At 72.8% G+C, this 20,597-nt stretch carries 18 protein-coding genes; 13 read left to right on the forward strand and 5 right to left on the reverse strand.

What is annotated here, in order from left to right; genetic code table 11:
• Positions 1 to 226: 226 nt before the first annotated feature.
• Complete coding sequence (locus ACIG87_RS17245; RefSeq protein ID WP_396851484.1) at positions 227 to 2,722, reverse strand: M28 family peptidase; 2,496 nt, start codon at positions 2,720 to 2,722, stop codon at positions 227 to 229.
• A 241-nt stretch (positions 2,723 to 2,963) separates the two neighbouring features.
• Here ACIG87_RS17245 and ACIG87_RS17250 point away from each other — a divergent pair, with 241 nt between their 5' ends.
• The 7 genes from ACIG87_RS17250 (at position 2,964) to ACIG87_RS17280 (ending at position 11,804) form a co-directional block, all read left to right on the forward strand.
• Positions 2,964 to 4,208: a PP2C family protein-serine/threonine phosphatase gene (locus ACIG87_RS17250; RefSeq protein WP_396851485.1), complete on the forward strand. Its 1,245-nt coding sequence runs from the start codon at positions 2,964 to 2,966 to the stop codon at positions 4,206 to 4,208.
• Positions 4,205 to 6,007, forward strand: coding sequence for an ATP-binding protein (locus ACIG87_RS17255; protein WP_396851486.1), 1,803 nt, complete (start codon positions 4,205 to 4,207; stop codon positions 6,005 to 6,007). The genes ACIG87_RS17250 and ACIG87_RS17255 overlap by 4 nt, the downstream gene beginning before the upstream one ends.
• On the forward strand, positions 6,004 to 6,456 hold the full coding sequence (locus ACIG87_RS17260) for a response regulator (protein ID WP_357019509.1): 453 nt from the start codon (positions 6,004 to 6,006) through the stop codon (positions 6,454 to 6,456). Before ACIG87_RS17255 ends, ACIG87_RS17260 begins: the two co-directional genes overlap by 4 nt.
• Positions 6,449 to 7,255 (forward strand): inositol monophosphatase family protein, encoded by an 807-nt coding sequence (locus ACIG87_RS17265; protein WP_396851487.1) that lies wholly within the window; start codon positions 6,449 to 6,451, stop codon positions 7,253 to 7,255. Before ACIG87_RS17260 ends, ACIG87_RS17265 begins: the two co-directional genes overlap by 8 nt.
• 248 nt (positions 7,256 to 7,503) lie before the next feature.
• Positions 7,504 to 8,475, forward strand: a complete 972-nt coding sequence (locus tag ACIG87_RS17270) for a coiled-coil domain-containing protein (protein WP_396851546.1) — start codon at positions 7,504 to 7,506, stop codon at positions 8,473 to 8,475.
• A gap of 36 nt (positions 8,476 to 8,511) precedes the next feature.
• Positions 8,512 to 10,065: a fused MFS/spermidine synthase gene (locus tag ACIG87_RS17275; protein ID WP_396851488.1), complete on the forward strand. Its 1,554-nt coding sequence runs from the start codon at positions 8,512 to 8,514 to the stop codon at positions 10,063 to 10,065.
• 71 nt (positions 10,066 to 10,136) lie between these two features.
• Positions 10,137 to 11,804 (forward strand): protein kinase, encoded by a 1,668-nt coding sequence (locus ACIG87_RS17280; RefSeq protein ID WP_396851489.1) that lies wholly within the window; start codon positions 10,137 to 10,139, stop codon positions 11,802 to 11,804.
• On the opposite strand, the gene ACIG87_RS17285 is transcribed toward ACIG87_RS17280, so the two are convergent.
• Both ACIG87_RS17285 and ACIG87_RS17290 read right to left on the reverse strand, forming a co-directional pair.
• Positions 11,805 to 12,473 (reverse strand): potassium channel family protein, encoded by a 669-nt coding sequence (locus ACIG87_RS17285; RefSeq protein WP_396851490.1) that lies wholly within the window; start codon positions 12,471 to 12,473, stop codon positions 11,805 to 11,807.
• Positions 12,463 to 13,797, reverse strand: a complete 1,335-nt coding sequence (locus ACIG87_RS17290; RefSeq protein ID WP_396851491.1) for a TrkH family potassium uptake protein — start codon at positions 13,795 to 13,797, stop codon at positions 12,463 to 12,465. Before ACIG87_RS17290 ends, ACIG87_RS17285 begins: the two co-directional genes overlap by 11 nt.
• A gap of 181 nt (positions 13,798 to 13,978) precedes the next feature.
• Here ACIG87_RS17290 and ACIG87_RS17295 point away from each other — a divergent pair, with 181 nt between their 5' ends.
• Together ACIG87_RS17295 and coaD are read left to right on the forward strand one after the other, a co-directional pair.
• The gene (locus tag ACIG87_RS17295; RefSeq protein WP_396851492.1) at positions 13,979 to 15,109 is read left to right on the forward strand and encodes a glycerophosphodiester phosphodiesterase; all 1,131 of its coding nucleotides are present in this window, start codon (positions 13,979 to 13,981) and stop codon (positions 15,107 to 15,109) included.
• 384 nt (positions 15,110 to 15,493) lie between these two features.
• Entirely contained in the window at positions 15,494 to 15,967 is a 474-nt protein-coding gene (gene coaD / locus ACIG87_RS17300) for a pantetheine-phosphate adenylyltransferase (RefSeq protein WP_396851493.1), read from the forward strand.
• A gap of 223 nt (positions 15,968 to 16,190) precedes the next feature.
• Here coaD and ACIG87_RS17305 read toward each other — a convergent pair whose 3' ends face one another.
• Positions 16,191 to 16,358 (reverse strand): hypothetical protein, encoded by a 168-nt coding sequence (locus tag ACIG87_RS17305; RefSeq protein ID WP_396851494.1) that lies wholly within the window; start codon positions 16,356 to 16,358, stop codon positions 16,191 to 16,193.
• 55 nt (positions 16,359 to 16,413) lie between these two features.
• The gene (locus ACIG87_RS17310) at positions 16,414 to 16,644 is read right to left on the reverse strand and encodes a GntR family transcriptional regulator (protein WP_396851495.1); all 231 of its coding nucleotides are present in this window, start codon (positions 16,642 to 16,644) and stop codon (positions 16,414 to 16,416) included.
• A gap of 299 nt (positions 16,645 to 16,943) precedes the next feature.
• Here ACIG87_RS17310 and ACIG87_RS17315 point away from each other — a divergent pair, with 299 nt between their 5' ends.
• From ACIG87_RS17315 to ACIG87_RS17330, 4 genes are all read left to right on the forward strand, one after another.
• The gene (locus tag ACIG87_RS17315; RefSeq protein ID WP_396851496.1) at positions 16,944 to 17,300 is read left to right on the forward strand and encodes a DivIVA domain-containing protein; all 357 of its coding nucleotides are present in this window, start codon (positions 16,944 to 16,946) and stop codon (positions 17,298 to 17,300) included.
• An 85-nt stretch (positions 17,301 to 17,385) separates the two neighbouring features.
• The gene (locus tag ACIG87_RS17320) at positions 17,386 to 17,637 is read left to right on the forward strand and encodes a hypothetical protein (protein WP_396851497.1); all 252 of its coding nucleotides are present in this window, start codon (positions 17,386 to 17,388) and stop codon (positions 17,635 to 17,637) included.
• 9 nt (positions 17,638 to 17,646) lie between these two features.
• Positions 17,647 to 17,985: a hypothetical protein gene (locus ACIG87_RS17325; RefSeq protein ID WP_396851498.1), complete on the forward strand. Its 339-nt coding sequence runs from the start codon at positions 17,647 to 17,649 to the stop codon at positions 17,983 to 17,985.
• A 193-nt stretch (positions 17,986 to 18,178) separates the two neighbouring features.
• On the forward strand, positions 18,179 to 20,428 hold the full coding sequence (locus tag ACIG87_RS17330) for a DEAD/DEAH box helicase (protein WP_396851547.1): 2,250 nt from the start codon (positions 18,179 to 18,181) through the stop codon (positions 20,426 to 20,428).
• The last annotated feature ends 169 nt before the right edge of the window (positions 20,429 to 20,597 follow it).

Genomic DNA, 20,597 nt, shown 5'->3' on the forward strand with positions numbered 1-20,597 from the left:
TCGTTCTGAATGTTCACGCGTGGGTCTCCTGCCCACGGCATCTTGAACACCGCGTGGGAAGTGCCGTCGTGTCGCGGTTTCCCGAAGTGGTGCTCACACCTTCCTGAGATCGTTGTAGGTGATGCCCTGCGGGTTGCTCTGCATTGCTTCCACGATCCGATTCACCGAGGGCACGCGCTGATGGTACTACCCGTGGCTCTATGGAGCCAAGCCTCCGATCACCTGGTCAGATCGGGTACGTGCGGGCGACCGCCAGCATCTCCGAGCTGTGCGAGCCGACCACCCCCACGTCCGCCGGCCGGGGCCGGAAGCCCGGCAGCGCGTCCAGCCCGTCGCTGGCGTCCATCGCCCGCAGCGAGACCTGCCCCGCCCGGGGCCGTACGGTCAGGGTGATCTCGACGCCCTCCGTCGGCGGGGCGTGGAAGACGATCCCGAAGCCCCACCGGTCGAGCGAAGCCTCCTCGACGCTCGGCTGCCGCCCCACCGGCACCTCCCGGCCGGCCACCTCGGCGCGGGTCACCTCGGCGGTGGACGCGTCCACGTGCAGGGTGGCGAGCCGGACCGTGCGCTGGGGGAGCAGCCGCAGCCGCAGGGTGCGTAGCCCACCGGCGGTGGTGTCCGCCAGTACCTGCACCGTCGGCGCGGGCAGGTTCGCCGCCGGTGCCGCGCCGGTACGCACCGACTCCTCGCCCAGGCCGGGGAACACTCCCCCCAGGTACTCACTGAAGTGCGAACCGGCGTGTGCCTTGGTCCACGGTTGTGGTTCCTCCTCGCGGGTGATCCACTCCGCCTCGTTGGTGTCGGCGTCCAGGGCGTACATCAGGTGGGTGGGGACGGGGTGGGCGGCGTCGAACCGGTCGACCGCCAGGCCGACCCCGGCGAACACCGTGGCGGCGAGCGCGGCGGCGACGGCCGGCAGCGAGCCGAGCCGGCGGGCGCGGACGGCGACCGGGCCGCGCTCACCGCTGGCGGCCGGGTCGTGAGGGTCGCGGTCACCGCTGGCGGCCGGGTCGTGCGGGTCGTGCTCACCGCTGGCGGCCGGGCCGCGCGGCCCGCCCGCCGCCGGGTGCAGCAGGTCGAGCACCGGCAGCGCGGCCAGCCCCAGCAGCACCGCGAAGAGCGCCGCCACCCCACCCATCGCCATCCCCAGCGCGGGGAAGAGCAGCACCACCGTGGGCAGCAGGACCACCACGGCGACCGCGCCGGCCAGGGTCACCGCGACCACCGGCCACGGGCCGTCGATCCGGGTGCGCAGCGCCACCAGGCCGGCGACCGCACCGGCCAGCGCCGGCAGGGTGGCCAGGTACGCCCCGCCGGGCACCAGCGCGGCCAGCACCACCCCGAGCAGGGCGAGCCAGCCCAGCCCGCCGACGGCCAGTGCGGCCGGGCCGGCCCAGCGGCGGGCCAGCGCGTACCAGGCGAGCAGGATCGCGGCGGCGAGCGCCACCACCGCCAACCGGTACCAGACCGGCCGGTACGGGTCGAGCAGCTCGGCGTAGCCGGGGCGCAGCGCGGTGATCCCCGCCCAGAGCAGTTGGGCGGCGAGCGGGGCGACGACGATCGGCACCAGTGCCAGCCCGAACCCGGCGAACAGGCGGCCGACGCCGGCCCGGCCGGTGCGCCGGACCCGCCAGGCCAGTGCCAGCACGCCCAGCACCGCCAGGCCGGCCAGCGGCCAGGTCAGCCAGCCGGGGTAGCGGACCAGCCCGCCCGGCACCGGGAAGTAGCTGGCGTCGTGGCCGGAGCGCAACGCCGTCAGGTCGGTACGGCCGAACTCCCGGGCCAGCCCGAGCGCGTTGTCGCCGTGCATCTGGAGGCTGCCCCGGTCCATCACCGACGGGGTGTCCAGCGGGGTGTGGTAGATCGCGCCCCCGTCGATGTACGCCGAGTTCAACCCGACGAAGTCGTGGTCGAGGAAGGCGGTGAAGTCGGTGTCGTTGGGCAGCGCCCGGTAGATCTCCACCGCGAACGAGGTGCCCACCGGGTGCGGAGCGCCCCGGCCGAAGGCGGCCACCAGCTCGGCGTTGTTCCGGGACGTCTCGAACATGATCACGGGCCCGGTCGAGCCACGGGCCTCCAGGTTGAGCACCACCCCGCCGTCGGCGGCGAGCGGGTGGCTCGCGGCGAACGCCGACGCGCCGCACAGGCACGCCTCCTCGGCGTCGGTCAGCACGAACACGACGTCGTTGCGGGGCCGGGGCCCGGCGGCCAGCGCGCGGGCCACCTCCAGGACGGTGGAGGTGCCGGCCGCGTCGTCGTTGCCACCCGGGCCGGTCTGCACCGAGTCGTAGTGCGCCACCAGGAAGACCCGGCCGGTGGAGGCGGTGCCGGGCAGCCGGGCCACCACGTTGCGGACCCGGGCGAAGGTGGCCCCACCGGCCGCGCCGCTGAGCTGCCCGGCCTCCGGGGCGACGGTGTCCTGCACCTCGGTCTCCAGGCCCAGGCCGCGCAGCACCCCGACGAGGTGCTCGCGGACCTGGTCGTTGGCGGCGCTGCCGGCGGGGTGCGGGCGGGCCGCCACCGTCTGCACGGTCTGGTACGCCCGCCCGGCGCTGAACCGGTCGGCCGAGGCGTCGGCCGGCCGGGGTGTCGGGGTGGCCAACGTGACCAGCATGGCCGCGCCCACCGCGACCAGCGCCGACAGGGCGGCCAGGGCGGCGAGCGGACGACGCCGGGGCCGGGTCAGCGCCCGGTCGGCGGCGGAGGCGGGGGGTACGCCCACGGGGACTCCTCGGAGGTGGTGCGGGGGTGGTGCACCATCCTGCCCCGGCGGGCAGCGCCCGGGGCGTACCGGGACCGAACCGTGACGCGGGCCGCTGAGTGAACGCTCACCCGGTGACGGCCTTGCCCGGGTACGCCCGGACCGCGCCGACCGCGTTGTGTGCGACCGTTGTCTAATACAGGATCAGCAGGGCACTCGGAAGGAGCCCGACATCACCAGCGAACTCCCGCATCTCGCGGCGGTGACCCGGTCGCACCGGGGGCCCGGCACGGCCGGGCCCTCCGCCGCGCCGTACCCGCACGGCGGGCTCGGGCCCCACCCCAACCTGCCGCCGGGTGAACGGCTGCGGGTGCTGCTGGTCGAGGACGACGAGGGCGACGCCTTCCTGGTCGGCGAGCTGCTCGCCGAGACCAACTCGATGATCGACCTGCTGGTCGCCACCAGCCTCAGCGAGGCCCGGCAGCGGATCGCCGGGGTCGACTGCGTCCTGCTCGACCTCGGGCTGCCCGACGCGCAGGGCCTGGACGGGCTGCGCCGGGTGCTGGAGATGTCCAGCGGTGCGGCGGTCTGCGTGCTGACCGGCCGCTCCGACGAGCACCTCGGCATCGTCGCGGTCGCCGAGGGGGCCCAGGACTACCTGGTCAAGGGGCAGGTCGACGGGGTGCTGCTGACCCGCGCCCTGCGGTACGCGGTGGAGCGCAAGCGGGCCGACGAGAACGCCCGCCGGCTGCGCGAGGTCGAGCTGCGCCAGGCCGAGTCGGCCCGGCTGGAACGTGGCCTGCTGCCCCAGCCGCTGATGACCACCGACGAGGTGGCGGTGCACACCTTCTACCGTCCGGGGCGGCACGCGGCCCTGATCGGCGGGGACTTCTTCGACGTGGTGCAGACCCGTCCCGACCGGGTCGACCTGATCGTCGGGGACGTCTGCGGGCACGGGGTGGACGAGGCCGCCCTCGGCGTCGAGCTGCGGGTCGCCTGGCGGGCGCTGATCCTGGCCGGGGTTCCCGACGACGAGGTGCTGCCCGCCCTGGAGCAGGTGTTGATGAGCGAGCGCCGGCTCCAGGAGATCTTCGCCACCGTCGCCACCGTCCGGCTCGACCTGGCCGCCAACCGGGCCACCGTCAGGCTGGCCGGCCACCCGCCGCCGCTGCTGCTCGCCGGCGGTAAGGTCGCGCCGGTCCCGGCCCGGGGCGGCCTGCTGCTCGGCGTACGACCCCGCCGTCCCGTCGCATTCGATCTGGAGTTCGACACCGATGACTGGTCCCTGTTGATGTACACCGACGGCCTGATCGAGGGGCGGGTGGGTGACGGCGACGACCGGTTGGACGTCGACGGCCTGACCGGCCTGCTCCAGGAGCGCGCCAACCACGCGGTGCCGCTGTCCGAGCTGCCCGCCTGGCTGGTCGGCCGGGCCGAGCAGATCAACGGGGGGCCGCTCGCCGACGACGTCGCCATGCTGCTGGTCACCCGGGGCGGTGGCCGGTGAACACGTACCGCCAGGGGTGGACCCTGCGCCGTCGGGTGCTGGCGCTGCTGGCCGTGGTCGGCGTGCTGCTGGTCGGGCTGGCCGTTGCCGAGGCGGCGGTGGCGGCGAAGAACCGGGCGTACACCGACGCGTTGCTCAGCAAGACCGGTCCGCTGCGGGTGCAGGGGCAGGAGCTGCTGAACGCGCTGCTCGACCAGGAGACCGGCATCCGCGGGTACGCGGTGAGCGGCAACCGCGCCGACCTGGCCCCGTACGAGCAGGGGGTGCAGCAGGAGCGGGACATCCTCGCGACGATCACCGGGCTGAGCCGCGACTATCCCGAGGTCGCCGGTGAGTTGCGGGCGGCGCAGCAGCAGGCGGACGCCTGGCGGCGGGCGGTGGCCGAGCCGGTGATAGCGACCACCGCGAGCAGCGGCACGGCCGCCGGCCAGGCACTGATCACCGCCCAGGCCCGGCAGCAGTTCGACCAGGTCCGGGCGGCGGTGGGTGATCTCCAGACGGCGATCCTGGTCGAGCGGGAGAAGGGCGCCCGGAACATCGAGCGGACCGGCAACCTGCTGGTGGCGTTGCTGATCGTCGCGGCGGTGGTGGTGGTCGTCGCCGGCGTCCTGACGCTGCTCGCCCTGGAGCGGATGGTGATCCGGCCGCTGACCGGGCTGGCCCAGCAGGTGCGGGAGGTCGCCGCGGGTGACTACCAGCACCACATCGCCGGGTCGGGGCCGCCGGAGTTCCGTCGGCTCGCCGACGACGTCGACGTGATGCGGCAGAAGATCGCCAAGGACCTGGCGGAGGTGCGGGCCGCCCGGGAGAACATCGAGTGGGTCAACAGCCAGTTGCAGAAGCAGGCCGAGGAGTTGACCCGCTCCAACCGTGACCTGGAGCAGTTCGCCTACGTCGCCTCGCACGACCTCCAGGAGCCGCTGCGCAAGGTGGCCAGCTTCTGCCAGCTGCTCCAGCGCCGTTACGCCGGGCAGCTCGACGAGCGGGCCGACCAGTACATCGCGTTCGCGGTCGACGGCGCGCAGCGGATGCAGCGCCTGATCAACGACCTGTTGGCGTTCTCCCGGATCGGCCGGCTCACCACCGGCTTCGTCGACGTCGACCTGAACAAGGTGATGGGCGACGTGGCCAGCCAGACCGAGCCGGGCCGCCAGTACGCCGACGCCGAGCTGACCTGGGGCGAGCTGCCGGTGATCCGGGGCGAGGAGCCGCTGCTCACCAACCTGCTGGTCAACCTGGTCAGCAACTCGGTGAAGTTCCGCCGCCCGGACGTCGCGCCGAAGGTGCGCGTCTCGGCCCGGCTGGTCGGTGACGAGTGGGAGATCACCTGCCAGGACAACGGCATCGGCATCGAGGCCGAGTTCGCCGACAAGATCTTCGTGATCTTCCAGCGGCTGCACGCCAAGGACGCCTACCCGGGCACCGGCATCGGCCTGGCCATCGTCAAGAAGATCGTCGAGTACCACGGCGGTCGGGTCTGGGTGGACACCGACCAGGCCGAGGGGACCGCGATCCGGTTCACCCTCCCGGCCCGACCGGCGGACGTCGAGGCGGCGCAGGCGGCAGCCGAGGCGGACGCCGCGGCGGCGACCGACGGGGACGCCGCGGCGACGCAGGCGGCGACCGACGACGCCGCGTCCCACCCGGTGGAGGAGACGCCTGCGGCGGCCGAGGACGCCGATGCGGCGGACCGACCGGCGCCGGTCGGCCGCCAGCCGAACGGCGCGAACGACGAGGACCTACCCGGCGGGCCGCCGGGGCACGGTGCAACGGGTGGTACGAAGGAGAGGGTGGGATGACCGCGCCGGCGGACGGCAAGAGCCCGATCGAGGTCCTGCTGGTCGAGGACGATCCGGGTGACGTGCTGATGACCCAGGAGGCGTTCGAGGAGCACAAGCTCCGCAACCGACTGACCGTCGTCTCCGATGGCGCCGAGGCGCTGGCCTACCTGCGACGCGAGGGCCGGTACGCGGACGCGGTGACGCCGGACCTGATCCTGCTCGACCTGAACCTGCCCCGTCGGGACGGCCGGGAGGTGCTGGAGGAGATCAAGAACGACGAGGTGCTGCGGCGCATCCCGGTCGTGGTGCTCACCACCTCCCAGGCCGACGAGGACATCCTGCGCAGCTACCAGCTGCACGCCAACGCCTACGTGACCAAGCCGGTGGACTTCGAGCGCTTCATCTCGGTGGTCCGCCAGATCGACGAGTTCTTCGTCAGCGTGGTCAAGCTGCCGCCTCGTGGCTGACCAACTGCTCGACGACGTCGGCACGCTGCTGCGGGAGACCGCGGCGGACGTGGTGTTGCCGCTGTTCCGCCGGCTGGACGACGCCGACGTCACCGAGAAGGCACCGGGTGACCTGGTCACCATCGCCGACCAGCGGGCCGAGGAGCGGATCTCGACGGAGCTGCGCCGGCTGCTGCCGGGTTCGCTTGTCGTCGGCGAGGAGGCGGTGGCCGAGGACGAGTCGTTGCTGCGTCACCTGCGCGGCGGCGGCGACGTGTGGGTGGTCGACCCGGTCGACGGCACGGGGAACTTCGCCGCCGGCCGCCGGCCGTTCGCGCTGATGGTGGCCCTGCTCACCGAAGGCGAGCTGACCGCTTCCTGGGTGTACGACCCGCTGGCCGGGATGCTGGCCGTGGCCCGTGCCGGTGCCGGCACCCGGGTCGACGGCCGACCGGTGCGGGCTGCTGACGTCGTCCCGCCGGAGCGGCTGCGGGGCACCGCGATGATCCAGTACCTGCCATCGGCCACCCGGGACCGGGTGGTGGCGGGCGAGGGCCGGATCGGGGAGCTGCTGCCCGGTCAGCACTGCGCCGGGCGGGAGTACCTCGACCTGCTCACCGGCGACCAGCAGTTCGTCCTGTTCTGGCGGACCCTGCCCTGGGACCATGCCCCCGGCGTGCTGCTGGTCCGCGAGGCGGGCGGGGTGGCCCGCCGGTTCGACGGCACCGAGTACCACCCGGCCGACGACGACCGGGGCCTGCTGGTCGCCGCCGACGAGCAGACCTGGCACGAGGTCCGTGCCGCCCTGCTCGGCGACTGAACCGGGCTGTTTCCCGACCCTCGGCGACCGCCTCGACACGCCGTGTCGAGGGACGCTGTCCGGTGTCGTCAGGGGCCTGGTCACCGGGCGCGGTTGCGGTAATGTGACCGGCGGTCTCCGCCCCCAGGCCGCCAACCGGGGCCGGCGGGACCGCCGCCGTACCGGCCCTGTGGCCGGGCGTCGGCGGCAGAGGGAAGGACACCTCCGTGCCCAGGACCAGCCTGACCCGGCCGCGCCTGCGTCGGCCGATGACCGTGCTGCTCGCCACGGTGGCGCTGCTGCTCGGCGCCGGGGCGGTGCCCGCCTCGGCGGAACCCGGTGAGGGCGGCACCAAGAAGCTCCGGGACGCGCTCACGGCGGCGGCGAAGGGGCACATCGAGGCCAAGGCCAAGCTGGACAACTCCAAACGGCGGCAGACCGTGCTGACCGGCCAGCTCAAGGAGGTCGAGGGCCGGTTGGGCGCGTTGACCGCCCAGGTGGGCGAGGTTGCCGCGCAGTCGTACCGGGTGGGCCGGTTGACGCCGACGTCGATGCTGCTCAACACGGCCAGCCCGGAGGCGTTCCTCAAGCGCGCCGCCGACCTGGACATGATGGCCCAGCGGGACAGCAAGCAGCTTCGGGCGCTCGCCGAGGCGCGGCAGACGGCCGCCGAGGCCACGATCGCCATCGACGCCGAGGTACGGGAGCAGCAGAAGCAGCTCGCCGCGCTGGCGAAGAAGAAGCGGGAGGCGGAGCGGGCCCTGGCCACGGTCAGCTCGGGCAGCAGCGCCGGCTTCAGCGGCGGGTCGACCTCGGCACAGCCGGCCCCGCGCAACTCCGACGGGTCGTGGCCGAGCGAGTCCTGCTCGGTGAACGACCCGACCACCTCCGGCTGCATCACCCCGCGCACCCTGCACGCCATGCAGCAGGCCAAGGCCGCCGGCTACAAGCGGTTCGTGTCCTGCCACCGCAGTGGCGGGGGCGGCGAGCACCCCAAGGGCCGGGCCTGCGACTTCTCCGCCGCCACCAGCGGCTTCAAGGACGAGACTGCCACCGGTGGGGACAAGGCGTACGGCGACAGCCTGGCCAACTACTTCAAGAACAACGCCAACCGGCTCGGCGTGCTCTACGTGATCTGGTACCGGCAGATCTGGATGCCGAACACCGGCTGGCGGGCCTACAGCGGGTCGGGCAGCCCGGCCGCCGACCACACAAACCATGTTCACCTTTCGATGTACTGACCGTCCGGCCCAGGAACGGGACGTACCATCTCGACGGTGACCAGCTCATCGTCCGATGTCGCGACCGTTCCGACGCCCTCCGCGCCGGCCCCCTCCCGTGCCCTGCCCAACGGGCTCGCCGCGTTCCTGGTCTTCTTCGCCAGCGGTGCCGTGCTGGTGCTGGAGACGGTTTCGCTCCGGCTGGTCGGCCCGTACGTCGGGGTGACCCTCCAGGTGACCAGCTCGGTGATCGGCATCGCGCTGGCCGCCATCGCCTACGGGGCGTGGACGGGCGGCTGGCTGGCCGACCGCCGGGATCCGCGCGGGCTGCTCGCCCCGGCGCTGATCCTGGCCGGCATCGCCGCCGCGGTCACCCTGCCGGTGGTCCGGTACGCCGGCGAGCTGCTGCGTGGCGGCGCGGTCAGCGGCATCCTGCTGCTCACCGCGCTGGCCGTGTTCGTGCCGGCGGCCCTGCTGTCGGCGGTCACCCCGCTGGTGGTGAAGCTGCAACTGGCCGATCTGCGGCGTACCGGGCAGGTGGTCGGCCGGCTCTCCGGCATCGGCACCCTCGGCGGCATCACCGCCACCCTGGTCACCGGGTTCGTGCTGGTGGCGGCGCTGCCCAGCACGGTGATCCTGATCGGGTTGGCGGCGGCGCTCGGCGTGGCCGGGCTGGCGCTCGGGGTCTACCTGCGCCGGCAGGAGGCCGGTGGACTGCCCGGCCCGGCCCGGACGAAGGCCACCCTGGCGGTGCTCGGGCTGGTCGCGGCGGGGTTGAGCGCGGTCGCGCCGAACCCGTGCGACGTGGAGACCGCATACCACTGCGCCCGGGTGGAGAGCGACCCGTCCCGGCCCGGTGGGCGCACCCTCTTCCTCAACTCGGCCCAGCACTCGTACGTCGACCTGAACGACCCGACGCACCTGGAGTACGAGTACACCCAGTGGATCGGCGCGGTCGCCGACGTGCTCGCCCCGACGGGGCAGCGACTGGACGCGCTGCACCTGGGCGGGGGTGGTTTCACCATGCCCCGCTACCTGAGCGCCACCCGGCCGGGCACCGACAACGTGGTCTTCGAGATCGACGGTGAGCTGGTCGACCTGGACCGGCGGGAGCTGGGCGTCCGGACCGGGCCGGGGCTGCGGGCGGTGGTGGGGGACGCCCGGATGCTGGTCGGCGGCGAGCCGGCGGACAGCCGCGACCTGGTCGTCGGGGACGCCTTCGGGCACCTGGTGGTGCCCTGGCACCTGGCCACCCGGGAGATGGCGGCGGAGGTCGACCGGGTGCTGCGCCCCGGCGGGATCTACGTGCAGAACGTCATCGACTACCCGCCGGGCCGGTTCATCCGCTCGGAGCTGGCCACGGTGGCCGCCGAGTTCGAGCACGTGGCGCTGGTCGCGCCGCCGGAGGCGATCGCCGGGCGGCAGGGCAGCAACTTCCTGATCGTCGCCTCGGACGCGCCGCTGCCGCTGGACGCGCTGCGGACCCGGCTGGGCACCGTGGCGAAGATCCCGGACCTGCTCGCCGGCAGCGAGGTGACCCGGTTCGTCGACGGCGCGCTGGTGTTGACCGACGACTACGCCCCGGTGGACCAGTTGCTCGCGACCGCCTGATCGGGTGACTTTCCTGACCGATTACGACCAGCGAGGTGTAGCCGGGGGCGACTCGGGCAACACGGTCGACCATGGGTGCAGGAGTCCGGAACGATTCCCAGCTCCTCGGTGAGCGGTATCGGCTGATCGAGCAGCTCGGCGCGGGCGGCATGTCCGTGGTGTGGCGCGGCTACGACCAGGTGCTCGGCCGGCAGGTCGCGGTGAAGGTGCTCGCCTCCCGGCTGGCCAGCGACCGGGCCTTCCGGCACCGGATCAGGATCGAGGCGCAGGCCGCCGCGCGGCTCTGCCACCCCAACATCACCAACGTGTACGACTACGGCGAGTCCGAGCAGGTCGGGCTGACCGTGCCGTACGTGGTGATGGAGCTGGTGGACGGTGGTCCGCTGACCGCGCGGCTCGGCCGCGACGGGCAGCTGCCCTGGCGGGAGGCGGTGACGATCGGTGCCGAGGTGACCTCGGCGTTGGCCACCGCGCACGCCCGGGGGGTGGTGCACCGGGACGTCACCCCGGGCAACGTCATGTTGACCGCGACCGGGGTGAAGGTCGTCGACTTCGGTATCTCCGCGCTGGTCGGGGAGAGCGAGAAGGGGCCGGACGGCACCCTGCTCGGCACCCCCGCCTACCTCGCGCCGGAACGCCTCGACAACGGCCAGGTCTCCCCGGCCACCGACGTGTACGCCGTCGGGCTGCTGCTCTACCGGATGCTGACCGGGCGGCTGCCCTGGCAGGCCAGCACCACCACCCAGATGCTGCGGGCGCACATGTACCACGACCCGGAGCCGATGCCCCCGGTACGGGGGCTGCCCGACGAGGTGGTCGAGCTGGTCGGCCGCTGCCTGGCCAAGCGCCCCGAGGACCGGCCGGCGACCACCGAGGTGGCGCGTACCCTCGCCGGGGCGGCCGGGATGGTCGCGGCCGTGCCGGTCTCCCCGGCCCCCGGGCGGGGCGACCCGGCCCTGCTCGCGAACGCCGGCACCACGATCCTGCCCTGGTCGGCCGACACCGACGCGCTGCCCTTCTCGGGCCGGACCCGCAGCCGCCGGGCCGCCACCCGCCGCCGCCGGATCGAGGCCGGGGTGGCCGCCGCGAGCCTGCTCGCGATCACCGCGACGATCTGGGGGGTGACCTCGCGCAGCCCGGCCAGCGGCGGCGTCGACCGGCCCACCGAGGCCCGGATGGGGCTGACCGAGCCCACCCCGTGCGAGGTCGAGTACGCGTTGCGCAGTGACTCCGGCAAGGACTTCGCCGCCCAGCTCACGCTGACCAACACCGGTCCCCGCGAACTGCGTGACTGGACGATGAGCTTCGCCTTCCCCGGCCAGCAGACCGTCACCAAGGCCACCCGCGAGGTACGCCAGGAGGGGCGCACGGTCCGGGTCACTCCGGCGGCCGGACGTGCCGCACTGGCCCCGGGCGCGTCGGAGAAGGTCTCGCTGACCGGCCGGTACACCGGCGGTAATCCGTTGCCGCTGGAGTTCACCCTCGGCGAGGCGAGTTGCGGGGTGCGGGTCTCCGGGGTGGCCGGCAGCGCTCCGGTGGTGAAACCCCCGGCGGCGAAGAAGCCGGCGGCGAAGAAGCCGGCGAAGACGTCCAGCAAGACGTCGGGCAAGGGCGGCTCCGGCGCGGCCAGCCCGGCGAAACCGAAAGCGAAGCCGAAGCCGAAGGCCGAGAAGCCGGCAAAGGGGCCGGGCACGGCGGGCAAGGGGCCGGATGCGGCCAAGGGGAAAGCGGGGAAGTGATCAGCGTAGCGCCGCGAACCGTTGCACCTGGGTGATCCCGCCCTCCACGATCAGGATGCTGCCCACGCCGAGCACGGTGTCCGGGTCGGCGTACCGGAAGCGTTCCCCGGCTGGTTTCGCGCCGACCACCATCACCCCGTACCGCTCCTGCAACGCCAGCTCGCGCAGCCGTCGGCCGACCAGCGGCGGCGGGACCGGCACCTTCGCGATCGCGAAGTCGTCACCGAACTCCATGAAGTCGAGCATCCGGCTGACGATCAGGTGGGCGACCCGCTCCCCGGTCTCCGCCTCGGGAAAGACCACATGGTGCGCCCCGACCGAGGCCAGGATCTTCGCGTGCTTCTGGGAGGTGGCCCGCGCCCAGATCTGCGGTACGCCCACCTCGGTCAACGCCAGCACGGTGAGCACGCTGGCCTCCACCGAGGCGCCGATGGCGACCACCACCCGACGGAAGTCGCCGATGCCGAGCTGGCGCAGCGCCTGCTCCTCGGTCGCGTCGGCCTGCACCACCCGGTCCAGCGACGCCGACCAGCGCTGTACCTGTTCGGCGTTGCGGTCCACGGCGAGCACGTGGTGGCCGAGCCGGGTCAACGCCCCGGCCAGGTGGCAGCCGAACCGGCCCAACCCGATCACGGCGATGTCGCCGTCGTCCTCGCTCCTAGCCGACAACGGGTTGCTCCTTCGGGTAGCGGTACAGCCGGCGTCGGGTGTTCAACGCGATCGCCGAGCCGAGGGTGAGCGGTCCGATCCGACCGATGTACATCAGCGTGGTCAGCACCAGTTGGCCCGACTCGGGCAGTCGCCGGGCGAGACCGACGGTGAGACCGGTGGTGCTGAACGCGGACGTCACCTCGAACAGCGACTCGTTGAACCGGACGCCGTTGGTGAGCACGGTCAGGCCGACCGTGCCGACGGTCACCAGCGCGATGCTGAGCAGGGCCACGGTCAGCGCCTGGCGTTGGCTGGGCGCGGCGATCCGGCGGCGACCGACGGTGACGTCGGGCTCGCCGCGCAGCTCCGCCCAGATGACGAAACCGAGCAGGAAGAACGTGGCGACCTTGATGCCGCCGGCGGTGCTGGCGCTGCCACCACCGATGAACATCAGGGCGATGAGCAGGGGGTAGCTCTCCTCGCTCAACGCCGCCACGTTGATCACGTCGAAGCCACCGGTACGGCTCAGCGCGATCTGGGTGAACGAGGCGAGCAGCTTGTCCGGGGTGTCGTAGGTGCCGATGGTGAACGGGTTGTGCCATTCGGTGGCGAGCAGGCCGGCGACGCCAACCGTCAGCAGCACCACGCTGCCCCAGACGGTCAGCTTGGTGGCGGCCGTCCAGTGGGCCGGCCTGCGGCGCTGCCGGAACGCCTCGAACAGCGCGGGGAAGCCCAGTCCACCGACGATCGCGCCGAGGGCCAGCGGCAGCGACACCCACGGATCGTGGGAGAAGCGGACCAGACCGTCGGAGTAGAGGCTGAATCCACCGTTGTTGAACGCCTGGACCGAGTGGAACACACCGGACCACAGCGCCCGGCCCGGGGGATAGTGGTAGGCGAGCCAGAGCCGACCGGTGACCACCACGGTCATCGCGAGTTCGCAGCCGAACACCGTGCCGGCGATGCGTAGCAGCAGGCGACGGAGGTCGGCGAAGCCGTACTCGGCGGTCTCGGCCTGCACCAGCAGCCGGTTGCGCAGCCCGAGCTGCCGGGTGACGGCCAGGCTGATCAGGGCCGCGCCGGTGAGGATGCCCAGCCCGCCGGCCTGGGTGAGCACGGTGATCATCACCAACCCGAATCCGTTCCAGTAGGTCGGGGTGTCGGTGACCGCCATGCCGGTCACCGAGACCGCCGAGGTGGCGGTGAAGAGCGCGGTGACCAGCGGGGTGATCCGGTGCTCGCTGGTGGCCCAGGGCAGCATCAGCAGGCCGGTGCCGATCGCGATCGCCACCAGGAAACCGAACGGCACCAGCCGGACGGGGTGACGAAGGAACCGGCGCACCAGACAATCCTGTCGATTTCCCCGGGATCGGGCCGGTGAATCGCGTATCCCGCAGGGTTCACCTGACGGCAAGTCGACGACCAACTGGCGGTCAGGCACGCCCGGTCTGCTGGGGGCACCCATCGACTGCTCGGGGCGGCCCGCGACTCCGCCGGGGTGCCCATCGACGAAGGAGACCGCGTTGCGACGTACCCTTTCCGCCCTCGGTGTGGCCGGCGCGCTGCTCGCCGTGGCCGTCGCCGTCCCCGGCGCGGCCTCGGCCCGCGAGGACGACGCGGACCGCGCCGACCGCACGGACCGGGCCACCCACCGGCCCGTCGTGATCGGCCACCGGGGGGCCAGTGGTTACCGCCCGGAGCACACCCTGGAGGCGTACCGGCTGGCCATCCGGATGGGTGCCGACTACATCGAGCCGGACCTGGTCTCGACCCGGGACGGGGTGCTGGTCGCCCGGCACGAGAACGAGATCTCGGGTACGACCGACGTGGCGGCCCGCCCGGAGTTCGCCGCCCGCAAGGCCACGAAGACCATCGACGGCGTGCCGGTCACCGGCTGGTTCACCGAGGACTTCACCCTGGCCGAGCTGAAGACGCTGCGGGCCAAGGAGCGGCTGCCCCAGGTGCGGGTGGCGAACACCGCCTTCGACGGCCGGTTCGAGGTGCCCACCTTCCAGGAGGTGCTGGACCTGGCCCGCGCCGAGTCGAAGGCCCGGGGCCGCACCATCGGCGTCTACCCGGAGACCAAGCACCCCAGCTACTTCGCCTCGATCGGGCTGCCGCTGGAGGAGCCGCTGGTCGCGGTGCTGCGCCGCAACAAGCTGACCCACCGCAACGACCCGGTCTTCATCCAGTCCTTCGAGACCGCCAACCTGCGCAAGCTCGACCGGATGACCGACGTGCCGCTGGTCCAGCTCCTCGACGCCACCGGCCAGCCGTACGACTTCACCGCCGCCGGTGACCCGCGCACCTATCGTGACCTGGCCACCGCCGCCGGCCTGCGCGGCATCGCCGGGTACGCCGACGGGGTCGGGCTGAACAAGAACCTGATCGTCCCCCGGGACGCCACCGGCAAGCTGCTCGCCCCGACCACCGTGATCCGCGACGCGCACCGGCAGAAGCTGGTGGTGCACGCCTGGACGTTCCGGGTCGAGAACCAGTTCCTCCCCACCGACTTCCGGATCGGCACCGACCCGAACGGACGCGGCGACATCACCGCCGAGTACGAGCTCTTCTTCGGCCTCGGCCTGGACGGCGTCTTCGCCGACCAGCCCGACACCGCCGTCGCCGCCCGCGCCGGCCTGTCCACCCGCTGACCCACCCGCTGACCCACCCGCTGACCCACCCGCTGACCCTCCCGCCCGGGGGCGGCGCTTGATCGACTCAATGTCACCGAGGTAGCGGTGTCCGGTCGCCCCGGACACCGCTACCTCGGCCCACGGGAGGGGATCAAGACGGCGACTCCCGTCCGGCGTGGTCAGGAGCCCGGCCGGTGGGGTGAAAGCGGTTTCGCCCGCACGACACATATGCATGCAGACCCTTTGGATCTGATGACGTAGACGATTCAGCCGATGGCGGCCGATCCGGGCGTGCCGAGGGGACGCCGGTCAGGGCGGGTGCCCGGTGGTGTCCACGGCGGTGTGACATCTGCCGGTACCCGGGGGTCAGCGGGTTCGGCAGCCGGTGCCTACAGTCGGGTCATGGGCATCGACGGGCCGCCGCCGACGGCAGGAGCCCCCGGTCGCGTACGCGTGCGCGCCGTCTACCCCGGCAGCTTCGACCCCTTCACCCCCGGGCATCTGGACGTGGTGGACCGGGCACGCGCCCTGTTCGACGAAGTGGTCGTGCTCGTCGCGGTGAACAGCAGCAAGAATCCGGGTGCGGACGAACAGGAGCGGGCCGCCGCTGTCCGGGCCGTTCTGCCGGCCGGATGGACCTCCGTCACCGTTGCCGCCTGGCGTGGGTTGACCTCCGCCTACTGCCTTCGCCACGAGGCGGGAGTGATCGTCCGGGGCGTGCGGAACACGACCGACCTCCAGGCCGAGTGCCGGCTCGCCGCGATGAACCAGTCGTTGGGTGTCGCCACGGTCTTCCTGCCCGCCCAGCCCGAACTGGCGGCGATGTCGTCGACCGCCGTGCGCACGCTGGGGAAGCTGCCACCGCGATCGGGGTAGCGCGGACGCCGGGCGGCCCAGGTCGTCAGATCGTGAAGAGTTGTTGTCGCCAGGACCGCAACAACTCTTCACGATCCAACGATCGAGCTGGTGGACGCCCGCTCGGGCGGGTCGACGGGCGCGGGGTGGCGCGGACGCCGGGTGGTCCAGGTCGTCACGCGGTGCCTGGAGCCGGTCCCGGCAGCGCAGGATGAGGCCGGCGATCTCGTCGAAGGCCGCCGCATCAACGCGGCGACCTTCGAGCCACAGCGCGTGTACGGCCGCTCTGCACGAGGTACGTCGTGGCAGCCTCGACCAGCCCGACGAACTCGGCACGGTGGTCCGGGGCGGCCAACTGGGCGCGGCGGCGCACGCCGACCCGGCCACCCCGGGGCGTGACCATGGCCGCCATGCTGGTCACCTCGGTGGTAGGGCCATCCATCCGCCCGGGTGGCCGCAGGGTCCGGCTACCCCGTCGAGGATTCGGCGACGTAGGTGCCACGGCCGGGCTGCCCGGTGATCAGCTCACGGTCGTGCAGCAGTGAGAGCGCACGTGAGGCGGTGTTCATGTGCACCTGATATGCCTCGGCAAGCTCCCGGGTGGAGGGCAGTTTGTCACCGGGTTTGAGTTCACCGCTCTTGATCTTCGCGGCGAGGTCATTGGCGATCTGGCGGTATGGGGCTTCAGCTGTGGGCATGGTGAGACTCCGGTCGGTTCGGCGTCTCCGATCATGCCGGGCCTACACCAGTAACTGCAACAAGCTGCCGTGTCGCGCAAACAAGGGGTCGACCTACACAAACATTTTGGGTATGTTGTGGATGTCCGGTTCCGGTTGGTTCGGCAAACCCCGGGGGGGCGGACACCAGGGGTTGGCTTCGGGGTCGTACCGCCGCACAGGGCTGCGGTTCCGAGGCCGGTGACCCGGTCCGCGTCCCCTGTCGGCGGGCCGGGTCACCTTCCACCTCAGCGAACGGACCCGATCCCGGAAGGTGACCCATGCGCATCCTGCTGTCTCTGTTCCGCCACCCGTGGCCCGGCCGTTGGAGCCGCATTCCCTGGCGTCGCCAGCAGCGTCGCCGGTCCGGACGACGTTGGCCGGAGCGTCCGCGCAACGGTGGTTGGTACCGCTCGGAGGTGTGCCGGCCGCTGACCGCCCGACAGGTCCAGGAACGACGGTTCGGCCTGGTCAAGCGGGGACTCGATCCGGTGGAGGTGCACGCCTTCCTGCACCGGGTGGCCGCCGACCTGGCGACGGCCCGGCGGGATCTCGCCATAGCCAGGGAGGAGAACCAGCGGATCAAGCACGCCTTGCGCTCCTGGCGGACCCACTTCACCTCGGACGTGCGGTGGTGAGTCGGACAGGCTCCGTGGTCGACCACCTCGGACGTGCGGTGGTCGACCGCAGGGGCTTCGTGGTCGAGCAGCCGGGGGTGTGGCGGTGAGCCGGGAGCGGTTCGTCGTCCACCTGCCGGTGGTCGCCGAGGATCTGGCCGCCGCGCGGGGATTCGCCCGGGTGATCACCCGGGCACTCGGGTTCCTGGCCGACATCGACCGGGGCGGTACGACCGTGTCCCGGGAGGACGCCCAGTCCGTACGCCACTGGGTCTACTGCGACCGGAGGCTGGCGACTGGCCGGCGGTGTCCGCGCCCGGCCGACCACGACGGCGACTGTGGCCCGTCGACGGGGTGAGCCGGGGCGGTGAGCCGTTGTGACCGCGTCGGCGGGTCGCCGACCGGGCGGGTGCTGGCCGGGTTGCGTGACGACGAGCGGCGGATCGGGGTGCTGGGGCTCGACCCGTACCGGTTCAAGCTGGTCGCGTTCACCCTGGCCGGCGGGCTCGCCTCGGCCGGTGGGGTGGTCTACTCCCTGATCGCCGGTGGGGGCGAGCCCGCACGTCACCACCTCCGGCCTGACCCTGTCACTGCTGGTCACGGTGGTGCCCGGTGGCCCGGCTACCCGCAGGGCCCGTTGTTCGGCGGCATCCTCTACGCACTCCTCGACCACCGCCTCACCCACCCCCACCACAGCACACACTGAACCGTCATGTGTTGATCAAGAGGTTTGTGTCACCGTAGCGGCGGATCATGACGTAAACCTCTTGGTCAACTCTGCGGATGGTCGTGGCGTCCGGCGAGGGTGGTAGGAATGGCGGGTGGGAGGGAATCAGGGGCGGGTGTGGGGAGTGCGGGAGCGGGTGGGGGTGCGGGATCGGGTGGGGGTGCGGGAGCGGGTGGGGGTGCGGGAGCGGGCCGAGGGGGTGCTGCGGCGACTCGCCGGTGAGCACGCCCGACTGCGCGAGGACCAGTGGCGGGCCATCGAGGCGCTGGTGGTGGACCAGCGTCGGGTGCTCTGCGTGCAGCGCACCGGGTGGGGCAAGTCGGCGGTCTACTTCGTGGCCACCGCACTGCTGCGCGAGCGCGGCGAGCACGGGCCGACAGTGATCGTCTCGCCGCTGCTGGCGTTGATGCGTAACCAGGTGGAGGCGGCGGCCCGCGCCGGCATCCGGGCCCGCACCATCAACTCCGCCAACCTCGACGAGTGGGACGAGATCACCGCCGAGATCCACGCCGGCACGGTGGACGTCCTGCTGATCAGCCCGGAACGGCTCAACAATCCCGACTTCCGGGACACCGTGCTGCCGAGGCTGGCCGCCACCACCGGGCTCCTGGTCGTCGACGAGGCGCACTGTGTCTCCGACTGGGGGCACGACTTCCGGCCCGACTACCGTCGGCTGCGTACCTTCCTCGGCAACCTGCCGGAGCGGACGCCGGTGCTCGCCACCACCGCCACCGCCAACGAACGGGTGACCCGCGACGTCGCCGAGCAACTCGGCACCGAGCCGACCGGCCGGGCCGGGACGGCCGTCCCGCAGACCGGCGTCGACGCAGAGGTGTTCGCGCCGCACTCCGACCGTGCCGAGCCGCACCCCGGGCAGCACTCCGACCCCGCCGAGCCGCACCCCGCCGGGCGACGCCCCGAGGTGCTGGTGCTCCGGGGAACCCTGGACCGGGAGTCGCTGCGGCTGGGCGTGATCGACCTGCCCAGTCCGGCGCACCGGCTGGCCTGGCTCGCCGATCACCTGGACGCGCTCCCCGGCTCGGGGATCATCTACACGCTCACCGTCGCGGCGGCCACCGAGACCGCCGAGTTCCTGCGGGCGCGCGGCTGGTCGGTGGCCTCGTACACCGGCCAGGCCGAGGACGCCGACCGGCGGGCCGCCGAACAGGACCTGCTCGACAACAAGATCAAGGCGTTGGTGGCCACCAGCGCGCTCGGGATGGGCTTCGACAAGCCCGACCTCGGTTTCGTGGTGCACCTCGGTGCGCCACCCTCGCCGATCGCCTACTACCAGCAGGTCGGCCGCGCCGGCCGGGCCGTCGAGCACGCCGAGGTGCTGTTGCTGCCGGGCGTCGAGGACGCCGCAATCTGGCGGTACTTCGCCTCGCTGGCCTTCCCGCCCGAGGAGCAGGTGCGGGCCGTGCTGGCCGCCCTGCGTACCGACCGACCGCTCTCCACCCAGGCCCTGGAACCCGTCGTCGACCTGCGCCGTACCCGTCTCGAACTGATGCTCAAGGTGCTCGACGTCGACGGCGCGGTCCGCCGGGTGCGCGGCGGCTGGCTCGCCACCGGCGAGCCCTGGACCTACGACGAGGCCCGGTTGCGGCGCGTCGCCCAGGCCCGCACCGCCGAGCAGCAGGCCATGCGCGAGTACGCCAGCACGCCCGGCTGCCGGATGCGTTACCTGCGGGAATGCCTGGACGACAGCGGGGCGGGCGACTGCGGCCGGTGTGACCGCTGCGCCGCGCCACTGTTCACCGCCGAGGTCTCCGACCGCGCGTTGACCGCCGCGCAGACCTTCCTCGGCCGCCCCGGGGTGCAGATCGCCCCCAAGAAGCTCTGGCCGACCGGGCTCGACGCGGTGGGCGTACCGCTGAAGGGGCGGATTCCCCCGACGGAGCAGGCGCTGCCCGGTCGGGCCGTGGGACGACTGTCCGACCTGGGCTGGGGTGGCCGGCTGCGCGGCCTGGTCGGCCCGGACACGGCCGACGGCCCGGTCCCCGACGACGTGGCGGCGGCGGTGGTGGAGGTGCTCCGGGCCTGGGCGCACGGCGACGACCCGTGGCCGCGCCGCCCGGCCGGCGTGGTCGCGGTCGGCTCCCGCAGCCACCCCACCCTGGTCGGGTCGCTCGCCGAGCGGATCGCCACGGTCGGTCGGTTGCCGCTGCTCGGCCTGGTCACCCCGACCGGCCCGGCCGGGGCCGGCGGGCCGCGCGGTAACAGCGCCCAGCGGGTACGCACCCTGCACGACGCCTTCACCGTCACCGACGAGGTGGCCGGGGCGTTGACCGGGCTGGACGGTCCCGTGCTGCTCGTCGACGACCTGGTCGACTCCGGCTGGACGATGACGATGGTGGCCCGCCTGCTGCGCCGGGCCGGTGCTCCCGACGTGCTCCCGCTCGCCCTCGCCGTCGCCGGCTGACCCGTCGCCTTCCCGGTCGGGTCGCCTTCCTGGTCGGCTTGCCTTCCCGGCCGGGTCGCCATCTCCGGGCGGCTGCCCGGCCAGCCGGTGAGGCCCGCCGATCCGGTGCACTGGCCGTCCTTCTGCACGGCGGGCCGGGTCGATGCGGAGTTCCCCGGCCGACCGGAAT

Origin of the sequence: Micromonospora sp. NPDC051925, from assembly GCF_044548625.1 — a bacterium.
GTDB lineage: Bacteria > Actinomycetota > Actinomycetes > Mycobacteriales > Micromonosporaceae > Micromonospora.

What these genes read in the sequence shown, in the direction of transcription:
- ACIG87_RS17260 (WP_357019509.1), top strand. Translation starts at nt 6,004, where the DNA reads ATGACCGCGCCGGCGGACGGCAAGAGCCCGATCGAGGTCCTGCTGGTC.
- ACIG87_RS17270 (WP_396851546.1), top strand. Translation starts at nt 7,504, where the DNA reads ATGACCGTGCTGCTCGCCACGGTGGCGCTGCTGCTCGGCGCCGGGGCG.
- ACIG87_RS17280 (WP_396851489.1), top strand. Translation starts at nt 10,137, where the DNA reads ATGGGTGCAGGAGTCCGGAACGATTCCCAGCTCCTCGGTGAGCGGTAT.
- coaD (WP_396851493.1), top strand. Translation starts at nt 15,494, where the DNA reads ATGGGCATCGACGGGCCGCCGCCGACGGCAGGAGCCCCCGGTCGCGTA.
- ACIG87_RS17305 (WP_396851494.1), bottom strand. Translation starts at nt 16,358, where the DNA reads ATGGCGGCCATGGTCACGCCCCGGGGTGGCCGGGTCGGCGTGCGCCGC.
- ACIG87_RS17310 (WP_396851495.1), bottom strand. Translation starts at nt 16,644, where the DNA reads ATGCCCACAGCTGAAGCCCCATACCGCCAGATCGCCAATGACCTCGCC.
- ACIG87_RS17315 (WP_396851496.1), top strand. Translation starts at nt 16,944, where the DNA reads ATGCGCATCCTGCTGTCTCTGTTCCGCCACCCGTGGCCCGGCCGTTGG.